Below are 11,764 nucleotides of genomic sequence, written 5' to 3'. Positions count from 1 at the left end.
GCAGACTGCCAACACGAACTGCTGGGGACCCGAGGCAGCATCCAGGCTCAGAGGTAAGACTACTCTATGCCCTCACTGAGCCTCTTCCCTCTGAGGAAAGCTACCACCTCGTCTACCTGCTGAGGAGCATTCCCGTAGTACGTCTCAGGATTAGTGATCTCTTCCACCTCCTCGGGACTCAGGAGGCCGGCGAATTCCGGAGCCTCCGTCATAACCTCTTTGAGGGACTTCCCCGTTTCGAATGCCTTCATCGAGATGTCGTGTACCATGCGATGAGCGGTGACCTTCTTTCCAGTCTTCTGGTACAGCTTCAACATGACCAGCTCCGCCATCGAGATATCCTTTTGCGCGTATAGATTCTGCCGCATCCTCTCCGCATTCACCCTCAACCCGCTGAATATCCTGATGGCCTGCTTGACCGCAGCGTGGGCAACCAGGCAGGTCTCCGGGATGCACGAAAACTCCACTGCCATCCTGGTGGCATCCCGCTCGTGCTGCATCTGGATATCCATCAAGGCAGCAGCGTTAGCGCGCGCGATCTTCGCCAGGCCCTCCTGCCACTCGCTGGGTTCCGGATTGCGTTTGTTGGGCATGGTGCTTGATGAGTACTGCTTGTCGGAATCGAAGGGCTCCTCGACCTCCTGGACCTCGGTCCGCTGCAAGTCACGGATCTCAAGACCCATCTCGCCCAGCGTTGAAACCAACAGCGCCAGCGTATTGACGAACTCGGCAAAACGGTCCGTCCGCTGGTGGGTGTCCGCAACCGGGCAGCCCAGACCGAGTTCCTCCGCAACACGCTTCTGTATCCAGCGAGCCTTCTCAGCGCCCACGAGGTAGGTGAACGTATTCATGGTCCCGCACGCCGCCGATACATTCGCGACGAACAGTCGCTTGGAGAGCTCCTTCAGCCGCTCAATGTGGTCCCGGATCTCCGTGGCCCAAACAGCCACCTTGAACCCAAACGTGACGGGAACTGCGTGCTGGCCGTGAGTACGGCCCATCATGACGGTATCCCGATGCTTCTGGGCCAAATTAACCAGCACGCCTTCGAGCCGGTAAAGATCGTTGAGCAGCAGCTGATAGGCTTCCTTGATTTGCAGTGTCAAACCGGTGTCCAGTATGTCCTGGGTCGTGGGACCAACGTGATAGTACTCACCGGCAGGCCCGCACATGTCCGCGAACGCCTTTATGAAGGATACAATCAGGTGACCGGCGTCGGCCTTGAAGCGCCCGATCATCTCAGGCGTCAGGTGCTTAACGGTACTCTTCGCGCATATTTCGTCGCTGGCCTCCCGCGGGATAATGCCTACCTCGGCGTTCGCGCGCGTAAGAGCCACCTCAACATCTAGCCATTTCTGCACCACGTTCTCTTCCGTCCACACCTTCCGCATCTCCGGCGTCCCATAGGCATTCTGCAAAAGAACGTACGTGTGCTTCACCGGGCTTCCTCCTTGCTACCTGCCACAGTTGCTATTACCTGTGGGCTATGTTATATCAATATCGCATTTCGACGCGGACGCCACAATTCCTCCTTCGGAACTCTACGAAAGGCATCCCTGGAGGGGTGGAATGGGGGGAACTTGGGGCGGTGTACAGTCACGTCAGCCCCGCATCGGGAGGGGGAACGGAAATGCAGACAGATCAGTACAACGCACCCCGGGAGTGGTTCGTGGAATCCCAGGTGCAGAGGTGCCTGGAAGCTTTGCGAAAAAACGAGTTCCAGCCCCATTACTCGCGAGACGTGGCAGCTGCGAAGGAGCTGGTGCTCTCTCTGGTGCCGCCCGATAGCGCCGTGGCGCTCGGTGGTTCAGTCACCATCCGCGAGATGGGCCTGCCGCAGGCCCTGCGGGAGCGAGGCCACCGGGTGGAAGACGGCTGGCAGCCCTTTGACAACGTCGAGCAGGCGAACGAAGCGGCTCGCAGGCGCCTCACTGCCGACGTGTTTCTTTGCAGCACTAACGCGCTCACGGTGGACGGTACGCTCGTGAACGTCGACGGAAGCGGCACCAGGGTGAGTCCCATGATTTTCGGGCCCCGAAGGGTCATCGTGGTGGCCGGGATCAACAAGCTGGTGCCGAATCTCGAATGCGGCCTATGGCGGGCGAAAAACGTAGCCGCGCCCATGCTGTACCACCGTAAGGAGGTAAATACCCCATGCGCTAAAACGGCTCGGTGCACAGGGTGTTTGCCTCCCACCCGCCAGTGCCGGGTCACCACCATCATCGAAGCACGCCCCCGCGCCAGCGCGGATTTCCACGTGATAATTGTCGGAGAAAGGCTGGGATATTGATGGAGCATAAAGGTTTTACCCGGCAAATGGCCGCAGCCCTGAGATCGGTCGAACTGGCCCAGGCACCTGCGGCGGTGAGACACCGGGTTCGTCAGTGTGTCCTGGATTTCCTGGGAGTGGCGCTGGGCGCCTCACACCACGTGGCGGTGCAAAGCCTGCTGGCCGTTAGTCGGGAGGTGGCCACTGCACCGCAGGCAACCATCCTGGGACGAATGGAACGAACTGATATGCTCTGGGCCGCCCTCGTGAACGGGACGATGGCTCACATCCTCGATTTTGATGACACTCACCTGCCCACCATTCTGCACGGCTACACGCCCACCCTGGCCTGCGCGTTAGCCCTCGGGGAGCATCTCCACTCGACTGGTTCCGACGTTGCAGCGGCTTTCCTGGTCGGCTACGAAACGGCGGCACGGGTAGCCCGCGCCATATGTCCCTCTCACTACGACCGTGGCTGGCACGTGACCGGCACTGCCGGCACGCTAGGGGCTGCAGCAGCTGCCGCGCGGCTTCTCCGTCTCGACCTGGATGAGACGACAAATGCCCTGGGGATTGCGGCCACCCAGGCCGCCGGCCTACGCGAGATGTTCGGTACCATGAGCAAGCCATTCCATGCTGGAAGAGCCGCTCAGAACGGCCTCCTGGCAGCACTCCTCGCTCGGCAGGGATTCACCAGCTCCCCGGTCGCACTGGAGGCGCCCCGCGGGTTTTGCGCCGTCTTCTCTGACCGGTTCAACTTATCGGCTCTCCTGGCCGGCTGGGGGACAGAATGGGAGATCATGAACCTGGGGTTCAAACCGTACCCGTGCGGCGTCGTGACCCACGCGGCGATCGACTCAGCCCTGGCCGTACGGGAACTCCTACGCACGGACGCAGTTTCTGCCGACAGTATCACCGACATCTACTTGAAGTGTCACCCTCTTGTCCTCGAACTCACTGGAAAGCCAGCGCCCCAGACCGGCCTCGAGGGGAAGTTCTCAGTCCATCACTGCGTGGCGGTGGCGCTGCTAGACGGCATCGTTGGGCCCCAATCCTTCACTACCGAGAGGGTGCTGGCGAGCGACGCTGCTGATCTGAGGGCCCGGGTTAGCGTCGCACCCAGCGAACTACTTCGGCAAGACCAGGCAGAGATCACCGTGCGCACGAGGGGGGGCAAGACATACGTACACCGCACGGAACACGCATCCGGTACTTCGGCAAATCCTCTCGGCGATGCTGAGCTGGTACGGAAATTTCGCCACCTCGTTAGCTCCAGGACGACAGCCCCGCTCCCCGGGGAAGCACCCGACCTCATATACCGCTACGTAATGCGACTCGACGAATTGGACGACATCACCCGGATCCTGGAACTCTGCCGCCCAGAGGCCACCGCTTGACCGCTTCCCCGCCTGACGTCAAGAGAAACGGTACAAGTCCTCCGGCTTCCAGGATGCTGGCCATCAGCGTGGGCAGGGGGGAAAAGCTGAGAGTGCGGCTGGCCGTGAGGTCTACCAACCTGCCAGTTCGTGGTCATCGCCCACACCTCGCTCCCGGTACCACGGTGCAATCAAGCAGTTGCGATATGTCTGTCAGTGTCTCGATGCCCAGACAGATACTGCGTAACAATGGTAGAAGCCCGCTTTCCCTTCCAGAACAGTGTGGGGTCCGCTGAACCCCTCGGCTGCCAGATACGCCGCCAAAACTCCTGAGCGGCTGGCATGCGCCGCGTGAAGCCGCTTGGTCCAGGCGCCCGACGACTTGAACTCGTACGACCCGGCAGCCATGCTCCCGCAGATCCCGAACCCCGTCGCCAGGTGTTCGGCGTCGAGCCCCATCAGCTTCCCAGCCGCGGCGCAGGCTCCAAATACCCCGCAGATGGCCGTTTCGTGAAAGCCGCGCCTATAGTTGAACCAGCCGGGCTCCACTGCCAGGCTCAGCCGACCAGAAACCTCATACCCCAGTATGATCGCCAGCAAAGCATCGGCCCCACGGGAACGCACCTTATCCCCCACCGCCAGAGCGGGAGGTATAACAGTAACCCCAGGATGGTTGAGCGACCTGCGGTGGTTGGTGTGGTTGTCCATCTCGTTGGCATGAGCCATCATACCGTGGCAAAAAGCCGCCTCCAGCGCCGGGACGCGATCCCCGGCCACCATGATTGTGCTCTCGGGATGCCCTCCCTGCCGCCGGACCAACGACACCGCAATGCCAGTGCTGGGTTCTTCCCAGGCAGAGAGCATGGCCCCTATGGTATCGAGCAGGCTCAACCTGGCCTGCCTCCTAACGCGCGCTGGGACACCCTCAAGGGTGGTTTGAACAACGAATTGGGCCAATCGTTCAGCGCACGTCACATTCATGACCTCCCGCTACCGGTTGGGTTACTCAGTCCCCGTCGATTGCCAGGTCACCGCGCCTTTTCACATACGGCACGAGACCCCCTTGGGCGAGAATCTCCAGCATCACCGGAGGTAGAGGGGGAATGTTGCGTACGATACCACGGGCGGAATCCGTCAGGACACCGAGCCCAAGGTTGATTTCTAGGACGTCTCCCTCCTCGATGCCAGCTGTATCGCACACCACCGCAGGCAGGCCGACGTTGATGGCGTTTCGGAAGAACAGGCGCGAGAAAGAGTCCGCCACCACTGCCGCGATTCCGCTCGTCTTAATGATGCGAGGTGCGTGCTCGCGGCTCGAACCGATCCCGAAGTTGCGGCCGGCCACCAGTATGTCTCCAGGGACTATGCGGTTCACAAGATCAGGATTGACATCTTCGAGGAGATGCCGTGCCAGTTCCGGCAGGTTTGAACGGAGGTGAAAGTACCTTCCCGGAGCAATGAGATCTGTGGAGATGTCGTCCCCCACTCGCCACACCCTGCCCTTTAGCACATTCGAGAAACCCGCTTGCGCCTCCGTCATTCCACGACCTCCCGCCACCGCCTCTTCACGTGTCACGCTTGCACCTCCCTCGGATCGCTGATCTCCCCCACTAGGGCGGCGGCAGCGGCGGCAGCAGGGGAACCCAGGTAGACATGACTGCGCGGGCTGCCCATGCGTCCCCTGAAGTTGCGGTTAGCGGTGCTGAAGCATACCTCCCCATCACCGAGCACGCCCATGTGTACTCCCGAGCACGCCCCGCAGGTGGCAGGGCAAACCACCGCCCCGGCCTCCAGGAAGATCCGGATGTACCCTGCCTCCAACGCGTGCATCCACACGCGCCTCGAGGCAGGCACCACCAGCATCCGAACGCTTTCATGTATGCGGCGCCCGGCCAGCAACTGCGCAGCCACGGCCAGGTCGCTGAGGCGGGCGTTGGTGCACGAACCGAGGTAGACCTGATCTACCCGCTGGCCCCCGACCTCGGTGAGCGGCCTCACCCGATCCACCGCACCGGGCAGGGCAACCTGGGGAGCGAGGTCCGTGACGTCGACCTCGATCACCCGGCTGTAAAGAGCGTCAGCGTCCGGCGCAAGCGGCACCCATTCGACGGACCTTCCCATTTCCGCCAGGAAACTCCGGGTCTGTTCGTCCGATGCAACGATTCCGGTTTTAGCCCCCGCTTCAACGGCCATGTTGCAGATCGTCATGCGGCCATCCACATCCAGAGCTTCTATCGCCGGCCCACCGAACTCGAGAGCCTGGTAGCTTGCGCCTTCTGCCCCCAGTTGGCCGATAAGCCAGAGGGCGAGGTCTTTTGGCCCCACGCGGAGGGGCCATTCCCCCCGGACCTCAACCCTGGTAGTCTCGGGGACCCTAAACCAAGTCTTCCCGAGGGCCATAGCAACCGCCACATCGGTGGACCCCATTCCCGTGGCAAAAGCCCCCAGGGCCCCCCCCCATGCAGGTGTGGGAGTCGGCTCCCACCACGACATCACCAGGGCGTACCACCTCTTCGGCCATCACCTGGTGACAGACTCCCTGACCTTCGCGGATCTCCACCCCCGCCTGGCGTGCAAACCTGCGCAGTTCAACATGATCGGTCGCGAGTTCGTGCCTGGGGCCCGGGAAAGCATGATCGAGGAAAACCAGGGTGCGAACACGAACCCTCGGCTCTCCCATGATTTCCCGCAGTTCACGGAAGGTAAGCACTCCCGTGCCGTCGTGAACCAGGCAGCAGTCGACGGGCGCGACTACCACGTTTCCCGCACGAACAGGCCTTCCCGTCTTGCGGCTGAGCACCTTTTCGACCAGCGTCTGACCCGCCATCAGGTCGTCCTCCTCCATGTCTATCTCACCCAGTATTGGGCCAATCACCACCCAACCGCGCCAAGCAGTGCCAGCTCCCGGGAGACACCCATCCCCCGACGTGCCTCGCCAGGGTAGGTGTCTTGTACGTTCTGACCCCGCGCCCGGCTGCTCCCCGCCACACCGGGTCTGCTCTAATCGCTCCGCGGCGAGGAGATTGAACTCCGAACTTCTCTGAGACTCCCGCCCACCTCAAACGCCTTCGTCCGCAATGGCACCCTCGTTCCTCTTCCTCCACCACAGTTGCCATTGCCCGAATGTGAGATGCTATATCAATATAACGTCGTTCAACGTCAAACGCGGAATTCCTGCACGGCACCAGCACCACAAAAGAGCTGTCGTGGCTCAAGGAATAACCGAACTAATACCCTTCTATGTATCCCCTCATTCGGCGCCAGTCGCGGACCCGCTCCGGGATAGGAGGCCCGCCCTGTGGGCCAGAGCCACCAGTTCGGCCCGGTTGCGGGCTCCCACCAGCTTCAGCACCTTCCCTATCTCGGCCTTGACCACCCAGTGACTGACCATCATCCTCTTGCCTATCTGCCGGTACCCCAGGCCCCGGCTGACCATCTCCAGGATGACGGTCTGCCTCTCGGTCAGGTCGGGGAATGCGCCCGGCAGCGCCGCGGGCCGGAAGCGGGCCGTGGCTTCCCGGATGTGATCGGGAGAGGGACCCGCCAGCGCCAGGGCGGCGACGGCCCTTACCACCTCGTCCACCGTGGCCGAGGTGAGTATGTATCCGGCGGCGCCGCAGGCCAGCATCCCGGCGATGTCCGTCCTGGGGGCAAGCGCCCCCAGGACGAGGACGGGGCAGCCACCCGCTGCCCCGCAGGCACTCCGCACGAGATCGACATGGGCCGGTTCGGGGGCCGGCAGGCTAAGGACCGCCACATCTGGACGGAGGCTCCCGGCCAGCTCCTCCACCGCCGCCAGGGCCAGGTCACACACCCCGACCTCGGCGCCGGCCTCACCCAGTGAGGCACACAGGGCTTCTCTATACACATCGGCGGTCGCAGCCAGCAGAACCTTCATGACATAAAGAGTCCTCTCGTATTCATCGTAGATAACCGCACCAGCCCCCTGGTGTCGATGCTGCTCATACCGCAAGGAGCCCTTTCGTACCGACCTGATAATAACACAAATACCGCCGCCCACCCGGTTCCTGCCGCCCGTCTTCTCCCGGGCTAGCCTCTAGGCGCGCTCCCAGCGCGAGCGGAGGGCGGTGCCGGGACGGTTCCTGCGCATGAATCGCCGCCACCGGTAGCGCAAAACGCGAAATCGCCAGCCTCGTACGAACCACACCGTCGCCACGGCCAGCACCGCCATGGCCAGGCCCGCCCCCACGCCGAGAACCACCACCATGAGAGAACCGGCGTCCATGGTGCCACCTCCGCACGCTCTTCTCTTCCTGGCGCAGCTCTCGCGTTCCCCTCGAGAAGCACGAAACCGGCCGTCGCTGGCCGGTTTCACCTTTGCTCCCGGAAACCCCGGGTGACCACACGGTGGGTCCCGTTCATGGCTCCAGCTTGGGAATCTCTCTGTGGGTGGGCTTACTTCTGCAGCCTCCCCTCCTTTTCCTGCTCCGCCAGCCCTGTCGGACGCCCGTGCCGTACCGTCTTACCACTCGTCCGTCGTACCATCTACTTGCACGCCAGTAAGTCATTGGCAGGATCTTGACGGACGGTGTCGAAAGAGGTATGATTTCCCAAGACCGCCTCCAAAGCGGAGATCACCGGAAAGGGTGATGACCATCAGTTCGACTGGTGCTATCGTACGCCGGCTGGACCACCTGGGGAGACTGGTGCTCCCGCGGGAGCTCCTCCGCACCATGGATATCGCCGCCGGCGACCTCCTCGAGTTCCATGTGGACGGCGGTACGCTCTCCCTCCGCAAGCACGAGCCCGGCTGCGTATTCTGCCGCGGCACGCAGGCCCTGATCGCCTTCCGGGGGCGGAAGGTGTGTCGCCACTGTATGCGCGCCCTCACCTTCCCGCTCCCACACGCGTAGAAACCGCGCGAGCTGCCCTGGCCGAGGTGCGCCCCATCGGGGCGACCGGCCCCAGCAAGCCTTCAAGCCGGCCCGCCTTCCCGGCCCCGCGTGTTCCGCGGCCCGGGCCGCCCACCCCCGCAGCGGCGCGGGCCGGCACACCCCCGGCGGCGGCCGCCATAGACTGGCTTCGGGGTGCTCCTCACGATTTCCATACCAGCCATCCTGCTCGCCATAGCCCTCAGCCTGGACAGCCTGGGAACGGGAATCGCTTACGGAATGCGCCGGATAAGATTTCCCCTGTCCGCTTACCTGGTGCTGGCCACCTCCACCGGGGGCCTGATGACCATCTCCATGCTCGCGGGCACGTCCCTGCTCGGACCCGGGACCCTTGCCCTGGGAGCGGCCCTGGGCAGGATGGCACTCCTTGGCGTGGGCCTCTGGCAGATACACCGGGGATGGCGGCAGTACCTCGGAATCCTCGCCCGGGAATCACCCGGCCGGCCCGTGGCCATCTTCCGGCTGCGCCCCCTGGGCATCCTGGTCCAGGTCCTCCACGACCCCACCCGGGCCGACCTGAACAGGTCCGGACACCTGGACCCCGGCGAATCAGCCCTCCTGGGGCTGGTCCTCGGGCTGGACGCCTTCGCCGCCGGCTTCGGCACCGGGATGCTGGGCTTCCCCATGGAGGTCATCCCCACGGTCGCCCTCGCCTGCCCGCTCCTGCTGGCCGCCGGGACGACGCTGGGCCGGAGGACTGCCACCGACTGGCTCAACCGCAAGGGATTCGCCCTGCCCGGTCTCATCATCTGCGCTCTGGCCGTCCTCAAGCGGGGACGGTGAAATGCCGCCGCTGCGGCGCAATTCCTCAACAGGTCTGCCGCCGAAGAGGAAAACTCCACCAGCTGCGCGTTGAACTGGGCCTGGTCCAGGCGTCCTGCACTGCGGTCCCGCGCCTTCGCGCCAGCGTATAGCTCACCGAAAGGGCTCATAGCATGAAGCGGGGCACCAAATGGTAGCCTCCCCTCTGCTGCAGGCGAGGGGACGGGAGAGGTGCTGATCGTTGCCCCGCAACTGGGTGCACGTCATGTCGGGAATGGTGGCGCTGCTTCTGGTGGCAGCGCTCATCGTCTATTCGGAAGAAGCCTTCCAGGCTGCCCTGGCGGGCATGAAGATCTTCTGGGAAATCGTCTTCCCCTCGCTCCTGCCCTTTTTTGTGCTGTCGGAAGTCATGCTGGCCCTGGGGGTGGTGCACTTCCTGGGCGTCATCTTTGAGCCCCTCATGCGCCCCCTGTTCAACGTCCCCGGGGCGGGGGCATTTGTCATGTCCATGGGTCTGGCGGCAGGATATCCCATGGACGCCGTGATAACGGCCAAGTTCCGCAAGCAGGGTCTGTGCAACCAGGCGGAGGCGGAACGCCTGCTGGCATTCACCAACACTGCCGACCCCCTGTTCATGTTCGGGGCAGTCGCTGTGGGAATGTTTCACCTCCCCGGGCTGGGTGCGGTGCTCGCCCTGGCCCACTACCTGGGCGCCTTTTGCGTGGGCCTCACCTTCCGCTTCTACCGCCGGTCCGCCCCCTCCAGCCCGGCCCTGGGGATGAACCACGTGGCGGGAGGCCCCCTCGCCGCCGGCAACACGGGAACCCGCCATCGTAATCTGCTGGTGCGGGCGGCCCGCGCCCTCATCCGTGCCCGCCGGGAGGACGGTCGCCCCTTCGGTCGTATCCTGAGCGACGCGGTGAACGAATCGGTCAAGACCCTGCTGATGATATGCGGTTTCATCATGCTGTTCTCGGTACTGATCCAGGTCCTGCACGCCCTGGGGGCGGTCGCGATCATAGCCGCCCCGTTGCGGGTGCTCCTAACGGTAGTGCACCTGGACCCCAGCCTGGCCGATGGCCTCCTGCGGGGCCTGTTCGAAATCGACCTGGGGGCGATGGCCACCAGCAGCGCCCCCGCCCCCCTCGCCCAGCGGGCCATCGTGGCCTCGGCCATCATCGCCTGGAGCGGCCTGTCGGTGCATGCCCAGGTGGTCAGCGTGATGGCGGGATCCGACGTGCGCATGACCCCGTTCGTTGCCGCCCGGGTGCTGCACGCGGGCTACTCCGCTCTCTTCACCGCGGTGCTGCTGGGACCTCTGGGCATGCTCACCTCCCGGCTGGTGACGCCCGTCATGGCCGCGCTCACCACAGCCGCAGGAGGGAACCCGTGGCCCGGCCTGGTGAGCCTCCGCCTGGGGGCTGCGCTCCTGTGTGGCGCCAGTGGTATCGCCGCCATCGTGCTGGCGGCGGCCCTGCTGGCCATCCTCCTCTCGCGCATACGGCTGACCGGCTTCCGCATCTGAAAGCTTCGCTTACATGGCACAACCCGATCCGGGTGTGGCCAGCGCCGGCGCAAGCCCCATCTGGCCCCTGCTCCTGCGTGCGTAACGACAGCACGTGCACCGATCCGACAGGATCAGGCACACGTTGACAGGCCCGCCACAAAGATAGTATAATGGGTCTGTGTGCCATTGCTGCCAGGTAACCCCAGGCCGGTGTGTACGGCTGCGGGTCCGCTTCATTGCGACCATGTGCGCAATGGCCGGGCTCGACCGCCTGGCCTGGTCAGAGCACGAACAGTATGGTAAATTGGGGGGTGTGGAGGTGGCGGCGATCCCGTTCATCGTGGTACCCAAGGTTCTCCGGGAACACCTCGGCGAAGATGGCGCCGAAGCTCTCGTGGACCTTCTGAACCAGTTGGGAGCCCACGAGGTCAGGGAATTTCGCGCCAGTGTGGAAACGGCGGTGAACAACCTGGGTGCTAAGGTGGCCCAGGATATCTCCGCGCTGAGTGAACGGCTTGCCAGGGAAATCGCCCAACTGCGCATGGAGATGCGGGATGGTTCCTCCTCGCTGCGCGCAGAGATGCAGGAGGCAGACACCGCCCTCCGCACGCAGATGCACGAGGGCTTCGCCAGCCTGCGCGCAGAGATGCAGGAGGCAGACACCGCCCTCCGCACGCAGATGCAGCAGGCAGACACAGCGCTGCGTGAGGAAATGCACGACGGCTTCGCCAGCCTGCGCGCAGACATGCAGGAGGCAGACACCGCCCTCCGCACGCAGATGCACGACGGCTTCGCCAGCCTGCGCACCGAAATGCACGCACTGATGTACAGGAGCCAGGTCTCCCTCATCAAGTGGATGTTCGGATTCTGGCTGGGGCAACTGGTTGCCATCCTGGGCATCCTGAAGCTTGTGGGAGCGCTATAGCCGGCTATCCTG

At 63.7% G+C, this 11,764-nt stretch carries 11 protein-coding genes and 1 pseudogene; 6 read left to right on the top strand and 6 right to left on the bottom strand.

Annotated features, from left to right (window positions below):
* Window positions 1-59: 59 nt before the first annotated feature.
* Window positions 60-1,439 (bottom strand): adenylosuccinate lyase, encoded by a 1,380-nt coding sequence (gene purB, locus QME70_08775; protein ID MDI6894681.1) that lies wholly within the window; start codon window positions 1,437-1,439, stop codon window positions 60-62.
* 191 nt (window positions 1,440-1,630) lie between these two features.
* On the opposite strand from purB, the gene QME70_08770 reads away from it, so the two are divergent.
* Window positions 1,631-2,290, top strand: coding sequence for a lactate utilization protein (locus QME70_08770; GenBank protein ID MDI6894680.1), 660 nt, complete (start codon window positions 1,631-1,633; stop codon window positions 2,288-2,290).
* Entirely contained in the window at window positions 2,290-3,666 is a 1,377-nt protein-coding gene (locus QME70_08765; GenBank protein MDI6894679.1) for an MmgE/PrpD family protein, read from the top strand. The genes QME70_08770 and QME70_08765 overlap by 1 nt, the downstream gene beginning before the upstream one ends.
* A 192-nt stretch (window positions 3,667-3,858) precedes the next feature.
* Here QME70_08765 and QME70_08760 read toward each other — a convergent pair whose 3' ends face one another.
* The 5 genes and pseudogenes from QME70_08760 to QME70_08740 form a co-directional block, all read right to left on the bottom strand.
* On the bottom strand, window positions 3,859-4,626 hold the full coding sequence (locus QME70_08760; GenBank protein ID MDI6894678.1) for an MmgE/PrpD family protein: 768 nt from the start codon (window positions 4,624-4,626) through the stop codon (window positions 3,859-3,861).
* A gap of 25 nt (window positions 4,627-4,651) precedes the next feature.
* Window positions 4,652-5,155, bottom strand: a complete 504-nt coding sequence (locus QME70_08755) for a 3-isopropylmalate dehydratase small subunit (protein ID MDI6894677.1) — start codon at window positions 5,153-5,155, stop codon at window positions 4,652-4,654.
* A gap of 62 nt (window positions 5,156-5,217) precedes the next feature.
* A pseudogene (locus QME70_08750) lies at window positions 5,218-6,490 on the bottom strand (3-isopropylmalate dehydratase large subunit).
* A 405-nt stretch (window positions 6,491-6,895) separates the two neighbouring features.
* Entirely contained in the window at window positions 6,896-7,543 is a 648-nt protein-coding gene (locus tag QME70_08745; GenBank protein MDI6894676.1) for a response regulator transcription factor, read from the bottom strand.
* 159 nt (window positions 7,544-7,702) lie between these two features.
* Entirely contained in the window at window positions 7,703-7,891 is a 189-nt protein-coding gene (locus tag QME70_08740) for a hypothetical protein (GenBank protein MDI6894675.1), read from the bottom strand.
* A 370-nt stretch (window positions 7,892-8,261) separates the two neighbouring features.
* Between QME70_08740 and QME70_08735 the strand changes: the two genes are divergently transcribed.
* From QME70_08735 to QME70_08720, 4 genes are all read left to right on the top strand, one after another.
* Entirely contained in the window at window positions 8,262-8,519 is a 258-nt protein-coding gene (locus QME70_08735; protein MDI6894674.1) for an AbrB/MazE/SpoVT family DNA-binding domain-containing protein, read from the top strand.
* Between the two features lie 174 nt (window positions 8,520-8,693).
* Window positions 8,694-9,341 (top strand): hypothetical protein, encoded by a 648-nt coding sequence (locus QME70_08730; protein MDI6894673.1) that lies wholly within the window; start codon window positions 8,694-8,696, stop codon window positions 9,339-9,341.
* Between the two features lie 220 nt (window positions 9,342-9,561).
* The gene (gene ylbJ / locus QME70_08725; GenBank protein ID MDI6894672.1) at window positions 9,562-10,845 is read left to right on the top strand and encodes a sporulation integral membrane protein YlbJ; all 1,284 of its coding nucleotides are present in this window, start codon (window positions 9,562-9,564) and stop codon (window positions 10,843-10,845) included.
* Window positions 10,846-11,146: 301 nt separating this feature from the next.
* Window positions 11,147-11,752: a hypothetical protein gene (locus QME70_08720; GenBank protein MDI6894671.1), complete on the top strand. Its 606-nt coding sequence runs from the start codon at window positions 11,147-11,149 to the stop codon at window positions 11,750-11,752.
* The last annotated feature ends 12 nt before the right edge of the window (window positions 11,753-11,764 follow it).

The sequence above is a fragment of the Bacillota bacterium genome, assembly GCA_030019365.1.
Taxonomy (GTDB): Bacteria; Bacillota; Sulfobacillia; order JACIYH01; family JACIYH01; genus JACIYH01.
The sequence above is the reverse complement of the archived record's forward strand: the minus strand, read 5'-3'. Positions and strand labels throughout refer to the sequence as shown.